Origin of the sequence: Ponticaulis sp., from assembly GCF_029210165.1 — a bacterium.
Taxonomy (GTDB): domain Bacteria; phylum Pseudomonadota; class Alphaproteobacteria; order Caulobacterales; family Hyphomonadaceae; genus Ponticaulis.
The window spans coordinates 114,738-129,724 of the sequence record NZ_JARGNT010000002.1 but is presented as its reverse complement, the minus strand read 5'-3'; the positions used below and the strand labels follow the sequence as shown (position 1 = coordinate 129,724).

Below are 14,987 nucleotides of genomic sequence, written 5' to 3'. Positions count from 1 at the left end.
CGAAATATTGGGCGAAAATGTCATAATCCAGACGCATTTCCATTTACGTCTGTTCATGTTCACGTTCAAAATAAACAAATGTTCATATTGGGTAGACTGAAACAGCGACATCAAGCACAGAAAAACGCCCCAACTGATGGAATCATCAGGCGGTATTTTCGGATTGAAATGCGGTGGAGAAAGTTTGGTGTGCCCTGCAGGGTTCGAACCTGCGACCTACTGATTAAAAGTCAGTTGCTCTACCGGCTGAGCTAAGGGCACGACCGAGTTGGCGCGTATAGCCCTGCGAATCTTTCAGGTCAATGAATTGAATGCCTCATTCTATAACTTTTTTTGCCGTTATTGAATTTTATCCGATAATACGCCGTATCAAGGATGCAAAAAATGTTCAGTAGCCGTTTCATCTCCCCCGTCATCGCGATCGCCGCTTTGTGTTTGTCGCCTCTAGCCGGACACACGCAGGAGGCAGATTCGGAGCAGGATAACGATAGCGTCGTCGAATCCGGGTCGAGAATCACTTACCGCGCAGTTCGTCAGACTGGAGAAGGGCTGGGAGACGCGGCACTGTCACCTTTGGAGGACCTGAACCTTCGTCGCGATGACATCCCTCAGGAGATTGCAGGTATCCGCACGCCATACGACCCGGTTCCAGATCTGACATGCGAAACGATCGGACGTGAAGTCCGCACGCTGGACACTGTTCTGGAAATTGATGCTGACGTGCGCCTTGAACTTGCAAACCGAGGGGAAGACGAGGAATCGGAAGACATGTCTGACCGCGCCTCTGATTTCGCTCTCGGGCAAATCGCGTCGGAAGCGCGCTCTATTATTCCATTTCGCGGTATCATTCGCTCGGCGACCGGCGCCAATGCCCATGCCAGCCGCGTCGAAGAAGCCTACCGCCTGGCGTATTTGCGTCGGACCTTTCTTAAAGGCCTCGGCATGGGACTGGGATGCCATTACCCGGCCGCACCTTTAGAGATCGATTACTCGACGCTCGACGAAAACAGTGCCCCAATCCGGTATCGCGCCGCCGCGCCGTCAGCGAACGAGCCTTACGACTAGGTCCAGCGAGATTTCAGGTCAGCACGCAGCTCGTTGAATGTGCCGTTGGCAATTGCCGTCCGCATTGCCTGCATGAACTCTTGGAAGAACGCAGTGTTGTGCCATGAGAGCAGCATGGGCGCGAGATACTCTCCCGCTTTGAACAAATGGTTCAGATAGGCTTTTGAGTAGTCCCGGCTGGCCGGGCAAGACGAGTTAGGATCAATCGGCGTATCGTCTTCGGCAAAGCGGGCATTCTTCAGATTGATAGGCCCATCCCAGGTCCATGCCTGTCCGTGCCGCCCTGAGCGTGTCGGCAGGACGCAGTCGAACATATCAACGCCGTGAGCGACGGCTTCGAGAATATCAATCGGCTTACCTACGCCCATCAGATAGCGTGGACGCTCGCGAGGCAGATGAGGCTCGGTGAAGTCGATCACCTCAACCATTCGGTTATGCCCCTCACCTACTGCGAGGCCGCCTATGGCGTAACCGCCAAACCCGATCTCCTGAAGCGCCTCCGCAGATTGCTGGCGAAGGTCTTCAAAGTCAGACCCTTGCACGATCCCGAACAAAGTCTGGCTGTCTCTGTCGCCAAAGGCTGCTTTCGAGCGGGCGCCCCAACGAATAGACATCTCCATGGATGACTTCGCCTGCTCATGCGTTGCCGGATATTCAGTGCATTCATCAAGCTGCATCGAAATGTCGGCGCCGAGATGATCAGCCTGAATCTCGATCGACCGCTCGGGTGACAGAAAATGCGAAGACCCGTCGATATGGGATTTGAAGGAAACGCCCTCTTCCTTCATCTTCCGAAGCCCAGCCAGTGACCAGACCTGAAACCCGCCGGAATCCGTTAGAATTGGCTTATTCCACCGCATGAACTTATGCAGGCCGCCCAGACGGTGCACACGCTCACTGCCCGGGCGCAGCATGAGGTGATAGGTATTACCGAGCAGGATATCGGCGCCTGCGTCAGCGACCTGATCTGTGTACAGCGCTTTTACGGTTGCCGCTGTACCAACTGGCATGAAGGCAGGCGTTCGGATTTCGCCACGCGGCGTAACCAGCTTGCCTGTGCGGGCGCGGTCCTGAGTGGCGTGGATTTCAAATGGAAAGTCAGTCATGGCGCGGCATTAGCAGAGACGCGTCCCCATAGGAATAGAACTTGTAGCCGGATTTGATGGCATGCGCATACGCGCTCTGCATGACGTCAGTCCCCATCAGCGCTGATACCAGCATAAACAGGCTGGACTTGGGCAGGTGGAAGTTCGTGATGAGCCCGTCTACCACCTGAAACTTATATCCGGGCTGGATGAAAATGTCGGTATCTCGAGATTCCGCTAGAACACCGCCCTGACCATCTGCAAGCGACTCCAGTGTGCGCAGCGACGTCGTGCCAACAGCGATCACCCGCCCCCCGTACGCCTTACATTCAGCGATTTTTCGGGTGACATCCTCGCTGATCTCACACCATTCTTCGTGAAGCTTGCCGGATTTGAAAGACTCCTCACTCAGCCCCGCAAACGTACCTGCACCGACATGAAGTGTAACTCTCTCAAAGCCGATGCATCGTTCACCAAGCTGCTTGATGAGCGCATCAGTAAAGTGAAGCCCCGCCGTTGGGGCCGCGACCGAACCGGCGCGATCTGCAAAAACGGTCTGATAGTCTTCGTGGTCTTTTGAGTCCGTAGGCCTCATTTTGGCGATGTAGGGCGGGATCGGCATCTTCCCGACCGCCTCGACGGCGCTCCAGAAGCCTTCACCTTTTGGCGAAAACTCAAGCACGAGCTCACCTGTTGGCAGCTTCTCTAAAATTCGGCCCCGCAGCCCTGCCGGAAACTCGATAACGTCATCAGGTCTAAGCCTACGCCCGGGACGACCGAAGCATTTCCAAACCGCGTCATCCATTTGAGCCACGAGATTTATCTGAACATCCACATCAGACGACTGTTCATCTCGAGCAGGACGTACGCCGAACAACAAAGCCGGAACAACCCGCGTATCGTTCGCGATGAGAAGATCTCCTTCGCGTAGTTCGGTTCCTATATCCCAAAACACACGGTCGGTGATTTGATCGCCATTCACACACAACAACCGGCAAGAGTCGCGAGGCTCTGCCGGTCTTGTCGCTATACATTCATCCGGAAGTTCGAAATCGAACGCGCTGAGATCCAAAGAACGACCCTAGTTTGATACGATAGTTGGCACAGGCGGCAAATCGCAAACGCTTGCACCCGCATTCGCCTCAAGGAAGCTAGCAAACAGCGGCCCATCCGTGCGCTGCACCAGAACACGCGGACGTTCTTCCTCTGGCATCTCTGACACGAGACGCGCCGAAACCAGCACGTCAGGCGTGCGCACAGGCTCACCGACTTCAATGCTATCCACAACGTCCTGACCGCCCACAATGCGCCCCCAAGCCGTGTACTCCCGGTTCAGCCAGGGAGAAATATCCCGCATCAGGAAGAACTGGGTAGAAGCTGAGTTCGGATCGGATGTGCGGGCTGTTGATACAACGCCCTTACAATGTGGAATCCAGCTTTGAACGGAACCGTCGCGCGACAAGCTGGCAAAAGCTTCAGCCTGCGTAGAAACAGGGAACCCCAGAATATATCCGCTGGTCGCTGCCTGAGGCAGACCCAGCTTCTGCATCGCTGGAACACTGTCATCTTCTGAATTCGGGATACGCGTGAAGATAAATTCGCCCGGCATGTTCGGCCAATTTTCAGCGCGCTCACGATCTATCGCTTCAATGTCGCCGCCTTGAGCCATAAAGCCTTCGATCACACGGTGGAACATTGTTCCATCGAGATCACCGCTAGCTGCGAGAGACGTAAAGCGCTCAACATGACCCGGCGCAGCGAAGGGTGCCGCCTCGATCAATACACGCCCACGCGCCTCTCCCCGAGCAGTCGCAATCTGAAATTCGATCAGGTTTTCAGGAGCCGCTTCACGCCAGTTGGCAGAATCTGCCAATGCCGCATCAAATGCCGGCAATTCGGCGATTTGAGCCTGCGCCGACGCCCCTGCCATCGCCGTCAAACCAATGGCCGCGAGAAGAGAACGAATGAATGACTTCATGATTAGAGCTTTTCTTTGAGACGTTTCGCAACCGAAGGAGAAACAAAGTGCTCCACACGGCCGTCCAACTTTGCAATTTCCTTGACCAGTCGTGACGCCACGGCCTGATGTTGAGGGTCAGCCATTAGGAACACCGTCTCAATATCAGGATTGAGCTTCTGGTTCATGGCGACCATTTGGAATTCATATTCAAAGTCAGATACTGCCCGCAATCCCCGAATGATTACATTTGCAGTACATTCTTCAGCGAAGTGCATCAGAAGATTGTCGAATGGACGAACTTCGATCTCCGCAGTGTGACGAAATTCTTCAATCTCTTCGAGGACCATGTCCACACGTTCTTCAAGAGAGAAGAGCGGGCCTTTTGCCTCATTGATTGCAACGCCAATGACGAGCTTGTCGACGAGCTTTACCGCGCGTCTGATGATATCCCGGTGCCCGTTGGTAAGCGGGTCAAAAGTCCCGGGATACATTCCGATTCGTTTCGTCACATTGGCCTCCCCAGAGGATTAATCTTCGGCTTCGGTATCGCCTTCGATATTCTTATCCTCTTGTTCCGCCAAACGTTCAACCGATACAACCTTTTCGTCGCCATTTGTGCGGAGGACCCGGACTCCTTGCGTCGATCTGCCCGCAATACGGATCTGATTGACCGGGCAACGAATGAGCTGACCCCCATTCGTAACCATCATCACGTCATCAGATTCATCAACAGGGAATGACGCCGCAAGATTGGCCTCATCAGGGATACGATGCGCGATAAGTCCTTTGCCGCCGCGTCCCGTGACACGGTAGTCATAAGCCGAAGCCCGCTTGCCCATTCCTTTGTCGGTGATGGTCAAAATAAACTCTTCGGCAGCGCCAAGTTCGACGAGACGTTCCTCATTCAGTGCAATTTCTTCGCCGGCATCATCGTCTGTATCAGCAGATACTGCTTCTACTTCGTCATCGCCGTCTTCGACCGCACGCCGCATCGCGGCTGCATGCTTCAGGTAGGCACGTGCCTCTGCTGGAGTAACGTCCACATGTCGGAGCACTGCGAGCGAAATGACTTTATCACCATTCGCGAGGCGAATGCCGCGAACACCTGTTGACGTACGCCCAGTGAACACACGCACATCGTCCACGCGGAAACGTATACATTGCGCACGTGCAGTGGTCAGAAGCACGTCGTCATTCGGATTGCAAAGCTGAACGTCAACAATACCGTCATCTTCATCCGGCTTCATAGCGATCTTGCCGTTCCGGTTCACCTGGACGAAATCCATCAGTTTGTTGCGTCGGATTCCGCCCTTACGGGTCGCGAACATAACGTCCAGACGCTCCCGTTCGGCCTCATCCTCAGGCAACAGCATCACGCTGGTGATCCACTCGCCCTTATCTAGCGGCAGGATGTTTACCAGAGCCTTGCCTTTGGATTGCGGACTTCCGAGCGGCAGTCTCCAGACTTTGTGCTTGTAGACCATGCCCGTCGACGAGAAGAACAGAACTTCGGCATGAGTGCTGGCCGCGAACAGTCGCGTGACGAAATCTTCGTCTTTCATCGCCATGCCAGAGCGGCCTTTGCCTCCCCGGTGTTGCGAACGATACGTCGTCAGCGGCGTGCGTTTGACATAGCCACCGTGGGTAAACGTGACGACCATCTCTTCTCGTTCGATGAGATCTTCATCATCAAGATCGAGATCGCCGACAGTAAATTCAGACCGACGTGGAACAGCGAACGCCGTCTTAACTTCGTTGAGCTCGCCACGAATAATATCAAGGATACGAGCGCGCGAACGCAGAATATCGAGAAGGTCTGCGATCTTCTCGGAGAGACCTTTCGCTTCGTCACCGATTTCATCAGCACCGAGCGCGGTGAGACGGTGGAGGCGGAGTTCAAGGATGGCGCGCGCCTGCTCATCCGACAGACGGACGGTATCCTGATCAGACATCACTGTGCGGCGGTCCGCGATCAGTTTGATCAACGGCGCCATCTCGGAAGCCGGCCAGTCACGCGACAGAAGAGATTCGCGGGCTGTCGCAGGATCCGGAGAGCTACGAATAATGCGGATCACTTCGTCGATATTCGCTACCGCCATCGCCAAGCCGACGAGGACGTGCGCACGGTCACGCGCCTTGTTGAGTTCGAACTTAGTGCGGCGAGCAACAACATCTTCGCGAAATTTGATGAAGGCCTTCAGAATGTCCTTGAGCGACATTTGCTCTGGCGTGCCCGCGTTCAGCGCAAGCATATTCACGCCGAAGCTCGTCTGAAGCTGCGAATAACGGAATAGCTGGTTCAGAACGACTTCCGCGGACGCGTCTTTTTTCGTCTCGATGACTACACGAATGCCGTTTCGGTCACTCTCGTCACGAAGTTCCGAAATCCCTTCGACGCGCTTCTCACGAACCAGCTCAGCAATTTTTTCAACAAGGCTCGCCTTGTTCACCTGATATGGAATCTCTGTGACAATAATCGCTTCGCGACCATTTCTCATGGTTTCGAAAGATGTACGCGCACGCATGATGACCGAGCCGCGCCCTTTCAGAAGACCATTGCGCGCACCGCTGCGCCCCATGATCAAGCCGCCGGTTGGGAAGTCGGGGCCAGGCACGATCTCCAGCAGCTCTTCGTCATCAATCTGTGGGTTATCAATCATCGCCAGAGTGGCATCGATCACTTCACCCAGATTGTGCGGTGGAATATTGGTCGCCATACCAACGGCAATACCGCCAGCACCATTCACCAGAAGGTTCGGGAACTGAGCTGGCAGAACAATCGGTTCACGGTCTTTGCCATCATAGTTTGGCTGGAAATCGACCGTATCTTTATCAATATCCGTTACAAGATAGTTAGCCGGCTTAGCCATACGACATTCAGTGTAACGCATCGCCGCAGGCGGATCGTTATCGATGGATCCGAAGTTACCCTGACCGTCCACTAATGGCAGACCCATCGAAAACGGCTGTGCCATACGGACGAGCGCATCGTAAATCGCCGCGTCACCGTGCGGGTGATAATTACCCATCACAGCACCGACCACGTTCGCAGATTTCCGGTATGGTTTGTCGGGCGTATTCCCGCCAACGCGCATTGCATAGATGATGCGCCGGTGAACAGGTTTCAGACCATCACGCACGTCTGGCAACGCACGCGAGACAATCACGCTCATGGCGTAGTCGAGGTAAGAGCGTTTGAGCTCGTTCTCGATTGTTACCGGATCAACGCCGTCTTCCGGCATTTCTTCTGGGGTGTCATTTTCTGAAGACAAGATACGGTCTCTTACTGGTCTGGGTTCAAGCGCGCTTTATGCGACTCATATTTGCATCAGACGCTAGCATTATGCGCAAACGGGGCCAAGCGCTGGCCCCGTTCAGATAGTGTTTTGATGTGAGCTTTGACCCTAGAACGGGATCTCGTCATCCATATCCTGAGAAAAGTCCTGTTTCGGACCTTCCATAGAGCGCGGAGAGCCACCGAACCCGGAATCATCCATGCGACCACCGCCGCCACCCATTCCGCCGCCGGATGGGCCGTCACGACCATCAAGCATTGTCAGCGTGCCGCCATAGTTACGGAGCACAACTTCTGTAGAATATTTCTCGACACCGTTATTGTCGCTCCACTTACGAGTTTCCAGCTGACCTTCAACATAGACCTTAGATCCCTTGCGAAGGTACTGCTCGGCAATCTTCACCAGACCCTCGTTGAAGATGACAACACGGTGCCATTCCGTCTTCTCGCGGCGTTCGCCGGAGTTGCGGTCACGCCAGGTTTCGGATGTCGCAATGCTGAGGTTTGCGATTGATCCGCCATTGTTCATTGATCTGATTTCAGGGTCACGTCCGAGGTTTCCAACCAAAATCACCTTATTTACCGAGCCGGCCATTGCCATATTCCTTCTAGAAACCAAATCTGCGATTCCGTAGTTACTTACGGAAAACCCACACACTTCGCGAGGGGCAACGGAAACTTCCTGACAGTTTCCATAAAATTCTCGCTATTTGTTCTTTATATGTTCTGGATGTCAACCGCGATTCGACGCATATACGTCCAGCAGATCGAAGCTAAACAGGCAGAATGACCCGATGAGTGAACTCTCAGAAATCCGTGTTCGCGGCGCCAAAGAACACAATCTGAAAAATATCGACGTGGACATTCCGCGCGGAGAGCTGGTTGTGATGACCGGCCTGTCCGGTTCCGGTAAGTCGTCGCTGGCTTTTGATACGATCTATGCCGAAGGCCAGCGACGTTATGTGGAATCCCTTTCTGCATACGCGCGCCAGTTTCTTGAACTGATGCAAAAGCCTGACGTTGAGAGCATTGAAGGTCTCTCACCGGCAATCTCCATCGAGCAGAAAACAACGAGCCGCAATCCGCGCTCAACGGTCGGCACCGTCACAGAAATTTACGACTATATGCGCCTGTTGTGGGCGCGCGTCGGCACGCCATATTCGCCAGCAACAGGGCTCCCGATCGAGAGCCAGACTGTCAGCCAGATGGTCGACAGAACCCTGTCGCTGGAGGAAGGCACACGACTCTACTTGCTGGCGCCTATCGTGCGCGGCCGTAAAGGCGAATACCGCAAGGAAATGGCCGAGCTATTGAAGAAGGGCTATCAGCGGGTGAAGGTTGATGGCGCGTTTTATTCACTGGAAGAGCCGCCAACACTCGACAAGAAGTTCAAGCACGACATCGACGTCGTTGTTGACCGGATCGTTGTTCGCGAAGGCATGGAGCAACGCCTCGCTGAGAGCTTTGAGGCTGCTCTGGACCTCGCTAACGGAATTGCCATCGCCGAATATGCGGATGCCGAAGACGGCAAGGCCCCGGAACGGATCACATTCTCCGCGAATTTCGCGTGTCCGGTGTCCGGCTTCTCAATCCCTGAAATCGAACCGCGCCTCTTTTCATTCAACAACCCGTTCGGTGCCTGTCCGACATGCGACGGTCTTGGCGAGCAGCTAAAGATCGACCCGGACCTCATCGTTCCGGAACGCGATAAGTCACTGCAAGATGGCGCGATTGCGCCATGGGCGAAGACAACATCCCCTTACCAGACCCAAACTCTGCAAGCACTGGCCAAGGCTTATAAATTCAAAATGCAGGACAAATGGTCTGACCTGTCTGACGATGTTCAGCAGGTCATTCTACACGGCACTGGCGGGGACGAGGTGAAGTTCGTCTATGATGACGGCATGCGCCGCTACGAGGTCAAAAAGCCTTTCGAGGGGGTCATTCCGAATATGGAACGCCGTTGGCGCGAGACTGATAGCGCCTGGGTGCGCGAGGAGATCGCCAAATTCCAGTCCGCACAGCCCTGCCCGGCCTGTAACGGCAAGCGCCTGAAGACCGAGGCACTCGCTGTTAAGATCGGGATGAAAGACATCTCGGAAACTGCGTCCCTCTCTATCAAGGACGCAGACCAGTGGTTCCGCGACGTTGAAGGTCATCTCACATCGCAAAAACTCGAGATCGCCTCACGTATTCTCAAAGAGATCAAAGACCGCCTGAAGTTTCTGAATGATGTCGGGCTCGACTACCTCAACATGTCGCGGTCTTCCGGCACGCTCTCAGGCGGCGAGAGCCAGCGTATCCGGCTGGCCAGCCAGATCGGCTCGGGCCTGACCGGCGTGCTATATGTCCTCGACGAGCCAAGCATTGGTCTCCATCAGCGAGATAACGAACGCCTTCTGGAGACGCTGAAGCATCTGCGCGACCTCGGCAATTCCGTCATCGTGGTCGAACATGATGAAGATGCTATTCTGACCGCTGACCATGTCATCGATATGGGACCAGCTGCAGGTGTGCATGGCGGCGAGATTGTCTCCCAGGGCACGCCGCAGGAGATCATCGCCGATCCTAACTCCATGACAGGCGCGTATCTTTCCGGTGCACGTGAAATTGCCATTCCTGATCGCCGGCGCTGGGGCAAGAAGACTAAGTCCATCAAGCTCACCGGCGCGCGCGGCAACAACCTCAAGGACGTTACAGTCGAAATTCCGCTTGCGACTTTCACATGCGTGACAGGTGTATCCGGCGGCGGCAAATCCACACTCATTATTGAGACACTGCAAAAAGCGCTCTCGCGAAAGCTGATGAAGGCGCAAACCGTTCCGGCTCCGTATGACGGGCTGGAAGGTCTGCAACACCTTGATAAAGTCATCGATATTGACCAATCCCCAATCGGGCGTACGCCGAGATCAAACCCAGCCACCTACACAGGCGCATTCGGCCCAATCCGTGACTGGTTCGCTGGCCTGCCGGAAGCCAAGCAACGTGGGTACAAGCCTGGCCGCTTCTCGTTCAACGTGAAGGGCGGGCGATGCGAGGCCTGCCAGGGCGACGGTGTTATCAAGATCGAGATGCACTTCCTGCCGGACGTCTACGTCACCTGCGATGTCTGCAAAGGCAAACGCTACAACCGCGAAACGCTCGAAGTTCTCTATAAGGGCAAGTCCATTGCGGACGTACTGGATATGACTGTGGAGGAAGCAGAAGAATTTTTTGCTGCGGTTCCGAGCATCCGGACGAAGATGGAAACCCTCAACCGCGTCGGCCTGTCCTATATCAAGGTCGGGCAACAGGCGAACACGCTTTCAGGTGGTGAAGCCCAGCGGGTGAAGCTTGCTAAAGAGCTTTCGAAGCGCGCAACGGGCCGAACGCTATACATTCTTGATGAGCCGACAACCGGTCTACACTTCGAAGACGTTCGCAAACTATTGGAGGTCCTTCATGAGCTTGTCGACAATGGAAACACTGTTGTCGTGATCGAGCACAATCTGGATGTCATCAAGACAGCTGACTGGATACTCGACCTTGGCCCTGAAGGCGGCGATGGCGGCGGTGAGCTCGTTGCTGCGGGCACGCCGGAAGATGTCATCAAAGTCGAGCGAAGCTGGACGGGGCGCTTCCTGAAAGAGACCTTCGAGCGGCAGGAAGAACGCAGGGCCGCGCGTGCAAAGGCGCGTATCCGCGAAGCTCAGAAGGCGGAGTAAAAAGTCTGGTCGGACCGCTCAGAACTGTTCTGTTCTGCGGTCCGGCTCAAATCCGCGATACATAAACACAGCGAGCGCCGCACCTACGAGCTGTGATGGGATACTAAACAGGCCGGTGATCACACCGAATGCAAATGCCGCAAACGGTGAAATGGTTGCCAAAGTACCCGCATCGCCAAGCACCGGTAAACCGGTCAAAGCGCCAGCGACCCACACGCCCAAAAACGAAATCAGCACGACGGGCGCCATTGCAAGCACAATTGCACCGATCACACGCCACACCTGATCTTTCGTCCAATCCCATGTCTCAAAGATCATCATCTTCTGACGCGCAATTGTTGCGGCGGGGAAATTCACCAGCCTCGCTGAGATATAAAGCAGAGGAAACCCGACCATCAGGAACATCAGAATCATAATCACAATGCCTGCGGGAGTGACGAAAAAGTCCGCCAGAAACGCTTCGGCCGCGCGCTGGTTCTGAGCGATTGCTTCGAGATCGGGAACAAGCATGGCGATCAATATACCCATGACAATGCTTGCGAGAATAATGGCAACAAATGCGAGAAAAAATGCAACCGCGATGAAAATCAGGTTCGCGAAAAGCAATCGCGTTTCTTCCATGTCGAACTTCAGGCCGGTCAGGCCCTTCATTTCACCCGTCATGGCAAGACGGATAGTCATGGCGAGGCAACTAACCGTCACCAGAAGCGCCAGAACCTGTCCAAGAAAATCGAGAGGTAAAACACCTCCAGCCATTCCCGACACTGCCGCAGCCGATACCGCACCGGTTACAATTGCGCGCACCATATAGGCAGGAAGCGTCGTCAGAAATGCGCCCATTGCAAATCTCCAGCTGTATGTCGCTGCTCCAACAATCGGCAATTGGCTGTTTTCCGCCACTTCGGTCTCCTGCGTTTTAAAAGCACCATTCAATTGGGACAGAAGCGGATAGAATTCAATTGAAATCGCGCCATATTCGGCTCAATCATGCCATGACATTTGTTACGAACGATATCGTTTCCCGCAATTCCATGGTTGACCTGATCAACCTCTTCCACAATTTAGCGACATGACCAAAGAACCTATTCATATCATCGGTGGCGGCATGGCCGGCTCTGAAGCCGCATGGCAAGCTGCCAATCTCGGCGTTCCTGTAATTCTGCACGAGATGCGGGGCGTCAAAGGCACTCACGCGCACAAGACCGACCATCTTGCAGAACTTGTATGTTCCAACTCTTTTCGCTCAGACGACCACGAGACGAATGCCGTAGGCGTTCTGCATGAGGAAATGCGTCGTCTGAACGGCATCATCATTTCGACAGCAGCTGACCATCAGGTGCCAGCGGGCTCTGCTCTTGCTGTAGATCGCGATGGGTTCTCCGCCGCAGTTACAGCTAAACTGGAAGCGCATCCGAACATCACAATTGTCCGCGAAGAAATTGGCGGCATTCCTCCAGAAGACTGGTCGTCGGTCATCATTGCAACTGGTCCGCTCACCTCCGAAGCGCTGGCGAACGCGATTGGCGGCGTAACGGGTGAGGAAGACCTGGCATTCTTCGACGCGATTGCGCCAATTGTGCAGGTCGATTCCGTGAATATGGATATCGCATGGCGACAGTCCCGCTATGACAAACCGGGTCCTCACGGCGACACCGCAGCCTACATCAACTGCCCAATGGATGAAGACCAGTACAACGCCTTCATCGACGCCCTCCTCGATGGCGAAAAGACCGAATTCAAAGACTGGGAGAAAGACACCCCATATTTCGAAGGATGTCTTCCTATCGAGGTGATGGCGGAACGCGGTCGTGAAACGCTTCGATATGGACCAATGAAACCAATCGGCCTCACCAATGCACACAAACCGGATGTCAAAGCCCATGCGGTTGTCCAGCTCCGGCAGGACAACGCGCTCGGTACGCTATGGAACATGGTGGGGTTCCAGACCAAGCTGAAGTATGGCGCGCAAACCGACATCTTCAGAATGATCCCGGGCCTCGAGAATGCTGTCTTCTCTCGTCTCGGCGGCATTCACCGCAACACCTTCATCAATTCACCCAAGTTGATCGACAATCAGCTGCGCCTGAAGAAAATGCCGCGCCTCCGCTTTGCGGGTCAGGTTACCGGTGTGGAAGGCTATGTTGAGAGCGCTGCTATGGGCCTTCTTGCGGGACGCTTCGCGGCATACGAACGCCTTGGCATGGACATGACACCGCCACCTGAAACAACGGCGCTGGGTGCTCTGCTTGGCCATATTACCGGCGGTCACCTTGTAGCAGGTGGGACGTTCCAGCCTATGAATGTCAATTTCGGCCTGTTCCCTGCTCCCGAAACCGTTCCGAATAAGGATGAGAACGGGAAGCGCCTGCGCGGCAAAGAAAAAGGCCGCGCGAAAAAGCGCGAAATGGCAAAGCGTGCGCTCTTGGATATCGATAACTGGGCCCGACAGTTTATGGCGACGTCATAGCCGTTACAATTTTCTGAGAAGGCGTTTCTCACCCGCGAGGAACGCCTTCCAATAACGCCAACGCCGAACCAGAGCGTGAGCTTCAGCTTTGCTCTGCCAATCTGCTGCAAATTCCAACAAGCACATCCACGGCCAGCGGGCGTCATTTTTTTCCTGCAAACACTGTTTAAGCCCATCCAGGCTTTGACGGTCTGGCGCGCCGGCATTGGCCGTCTGAAAATAGCGGCCCAATAAATTGGCGCATCTGGTCTCTTCCGTGTCAGCGATATCCATCAACAGCCGGAAAAGCGCTCCGCCATAGTCGGGCTCGTCGCCCGCAATGACGTCATCATACGCATTGATGAGATCCAGAATGCGCTGGGGATCCACTCTGTGATCCAGGAGCAGCCCTTCGAGCGACAGAGCTGGATCGGTTTGCTGCGTCTCTTTCCCGGCCAAAATATTTTCAATTTCGTCGCGCCACCACTGCAACCTGATCTGCGCAACCATCGCCTCGCTGATCGTCGTCGCGATGCGATGAAACTCTCCATCCAGACAAAGAATCATCAAAGACCGCTGACGTTGCCCAGATTCAAGGAACCCGGTCGCCAACCAGATCGTTTGGTGACTATGTCGGGCAAAAGAATTCAAACTTTTGAAGAAATCTGGACTTTTACGCTTGGTCTCAGGCATGACGATCACAATATCCCAATTGAGTCATTTCTGACACACCAACTCGGTTAATAGAAGAGGAGTTAAACATGGCTTTCGACCTTCCAAGCCTTCCATACGACCGTGGTGCACTCGCGCCACATATTTCAGAGGAAACTCTGAACTTCCACTACGGGAAGCACCATCAGGCTTACGTCACGAACCTCAACAAGCTCGTTGAAGGTGGTCCGCTTGCTGACGCTTCTCTGGAAGAAGTGATTCAGGACGCGGCAGGTGATGCCTCTAAAGCTGGCGTCTTCAACAACGCGGCTCAGGTCTGGAACCACACATTCTACTGGCACTCCATGAAGCCCGCTGGTGGCGGCGCTCCTACTGGTAAGATCGCTGAACTCATTGATCGTGACTTTGGCTCTTACGACGCATTCAAAGAGTCTTTCGCGACAGCAGGCGCAACACAGTTCGGTTCAGGCTGGGCATGGCTGGTGCTTGCCAACGGCAAACTCGAAGTTCGCAAAACACCAAACGCGGAAACTCCACTGACAGAAGACGGTGTTACGCCGCTTCTTACAATGGACGTCTGGGAACACGCTTACTATCTGGACTTCCAGAATGCGCGCCCTGCATACATTGAGATATTCCTCAGCGAACTCGTGAACTGGGACTTTGCAAACCAGAACCTCGCTGACGCGTAAGTCTGACACGCAGCTTTAAAACAAAACCCCGCCAGTTGCCTGGCGGGGTTTTTATTTATCAACTCATC

General features: G+C 54.4%; 12 protein-coding genes and 1 tRNA gene. 4 read left to right on the top strand and 9 right to left on the bottom strand.

The genetic code is table 11. The features are described 5' to 3' along the window. Positions 1-185: 185 nt before the first annotated feature. Positions 186-261: transfer RNA gene (locus P1U45_RS12625), tRNA-Lys, on the bottom strand. Positions 262-384: 123 nt separating this feature from the next. Between P1U45_RS12625 and P1U45_RS12620 the strand changes: the two genes are divergently transcribed. After that, complete coding sequence (locus P1U45_RS12620) at positions 385-1,065, top strand: hypothetical protein (RefSeq protein WP_301059389.1); 681 nt, start codon at positions 385-387, stop codon at positions 1,063-1,065. Here P1U45_RS12620 and tgt read toward each other — a convergent pair. From tgt to ssb, 6 genes are all read right to left on the bottom strand, one after another. Continuing rightward, positions 1,062-2,171, bottom strand: coding sequence for a tRNA guanosine(34) transglycosylase Tgt (tgt, locus tag P1U45_RS12615; RefSeq protein ID WP_301059388.1), 1,110 nt, complete (start codon positions 2,169-2,171; stop codon positions 1,062-1,064). The two genes, P1U45_RS12620 and tgt, sit on opposite strands and share 4 nt — an antisense overlap. Further along, positions 2,164-3,222 carry a tRNA preQ1(34) S-adenosylmethionine ribosyltransferase-isomerase QueA gene (queA, locus tag P1U45_RS12610; RefSeq protein ID WP_301059387.1) on the bottom strand — a complete coding sequence of 353 codons (1,059 nt, stop codon included), beginning with the start codon at positions 3,220-3,222 and terminating at the stop codon, positions 2,164-2,166. The genes tgt and queA overlap by 8 nt, the downstream gene beginning before the upstream one ends. Before the next feature lie 9 nt (positions 3,223-3,231). After that, positions 3,232-4,128, bottom strand: a complete 897-nt coding sequence (locus tag P1U45_RS12605) for a peptidylprolyl isomerase (RefSeq protein ID WP_301059386.1) — start codon at positions 4,126-4,128, stop codon at positions 3,232-3,234. A gap of 2 nt (positions 4,129-4,130) precedes the next feature. Next, positions 4,131-4,601, bottom strand: coding sequence for a pantetheine-phosphate adenylyltransferase (coaD, locus tag P1U45_RS12600; protein ID WP_363258639.1), 471 nt, complete (start codon positions 4,599-4,601; stop codon positions 4,131-4,133). A gap of 36 nt (positions 4,602-4,637) precedes the next feature. Then, positions 4,638-7,352 (bottom strand): DNA gyrase subunit A, encoded by a 2,715-nt coding sequence (gene gyrA / locus P1U45_RS12595; protein ID WP_366145006.1) that lies wholly within the window; start codon positions 7,350-7,352, stop codon positions 4,638-4,640. A 162-nt stretch (positions 7,353-7,514) separates the two neighbouring features. Beyond that, positions 7,515-8,000 (bottom strand): single-stranded DNA-binding protein, encoded by a 486-nt coding sequence (gene ssb / locus P1U45_RS12590; RefSeq protein WP_301059384.1) that lies wholly within the window; start codon positions 7,998-8,000, stop codon positions 7,515-7,517. Positions 8,001-8,199: 199 nt separating this feature from the next. Between ssb and uvrA the strand changes: the two genes are divergently transcribed. Next, complete coding sequence (gene uvrA, locus P1U45_RS12585) at positions 8,200-11,109, top strand: excinuclease ABC subunit UvrA (RefSeq protein WP_301059383.1); 2,910 nt, start codon at positions 8,200-8,202, stop codon at positions 11,107-11,109. 18 nt (positions 11,110-11,127) lie between these two features. On the opposite strand, the gene P1U45_RS12580 is transcribed toward uvrA, so the two are convergent. Then, positions 11,128-11,949, bottom strand: a complete 822-nt coding sequence (locus P1U45_RS12580; RefSeq protein WP_293607955.1) for a hypothetical protein — start codon at positions 11,947-11,949, stop codon at positions 11,128-11,130. Positions 11,950-12,178: 229 nt separating this feature from the next. Between P1U45_RS12580 and trmFO the strand changes: the two genes are divergently transcribed. Next, a complete protein-coding gene (gene trmFO / locus P1U45_RS12575; RefSeq protein WP_301059382.1) occupies positions 12,179-13,576 on the top strand; it encodes a methylenetetrahydrofolate--tRNA-(uracil(54)-C(5))-methyltransferase (FADH(2)-oxidizing) TrmFO in 1,398 nt (465 codons plus the stop codon). 3 nt (positions 13,577-13,579) lie between these two features. Here trmFO and P1U45_RS12570 read toward each other — a convergent pair whose 3' ends face one another. Beyond that, positions 13,580-14,248 carry a squalene/phytoene synthase family protein gene (locus P1U45_RS12570; RefSeq protein WP_301059381.1) on the bottom strand — a complete coding sequence of 223 codons (669 nt, stop codon included), beginning with the start codon at positions 14,246-14,248 and terminating at the stop codon, positions 13,580-13,582. Positions 14,249-14,316: 68 nt separating this feature from the next. Here P1U45_RS12570 and P1U45_RS12565 point away from each other — a divergent pair, with 68 nt between their 5' ends. Next, complete coding sequence (locus tag P1U45_RS12565; RefSeq protein WP_301059380.1) at positions 14,317-14,919, top strand: superoxide dismutase; 603 nt, start codon at positions 14,317-14,319, stop codon at positions 14,917-14,919. Positions 14,920-14,987: the final 68 nt, after the last annotated feature.

Bases quoted from the DNA above. Each gene is read 5' to 3' on its own strand.
- P1U45_RS12620 (WP_301059389.1), top strand. From the start codon at position 385: ATGTTCAGTAGCCGTTTCATCTCCCCCGTCATCGCGATCGCCGCTTTG.
- tgt (WP_301059388.1), bottom strand. From the start codon at position 2,171: ATGACTGACTTTCCATTTGAAATCCACGCCACTCAGGACCGCGCCCGC.
- P1U45_RS12605 (WP_301059386.1), bottom strand. From the start codon at position 4,128: ATGAAGTCATTCATTCGTTCTCTTCTCGCGGCCATTGGTTTGACGGCG.
- coaD (WP_363258639.1), bottom strand. From the start codon at position 4,601: ATGTATCCCGGGACTTTTGACCCGCTTACCAACGGGCACCGGGATATC.
- gyrA (WP_366145006.1), bottom strand. From the start codon at position 7,352: ATGCCGGAAGACGGCGTTGATCCGGTAACAATCGAGAACGAGCTCAAA.
- ssb (WP_301059384.1), bottom strand. From the start codon at position 8,000: ATGGCCGGCTCGGTAAATAAGGTGATTTTGGTTGGAAACCTCGGACGT.
- uvrA (WP_301059383.1), top strand. From the start codon at position 8,200: ATGAGTGAACTCTCAGAAATCCGTGTTCGCGGCGCCAAAGAACACAAT.
- P1U45_RS12580 (WP_293607955.1), bottom strand. From the start codon at position 11,949: ATGGGCGCATTTCTGACGACGCTTCCTGCCTATATGGTGCGCGCAATT.
- trmFO (WP_301059382.1), top strand. From the start codon at position 12,179: ATGACCAAAGAACCTATTCATATCATCGGTGGCGGCATGGCCGGCTCT.
- P1U45_RS12570 (WP_301059381.1), bottom strand. From the start codon at position 14,248: ATGCCTGAGACCAAGCGTAAAAGTCCAGATTTCTTCAAAAGTTTGAAT.
- P1U45_RS12565 (WP_301059380.1), top strand. From the start codon at position 14,317: ATGGCTTTCGACCTTCCAAGCCTTCCATACGACCGTGGTGCACTCGCG.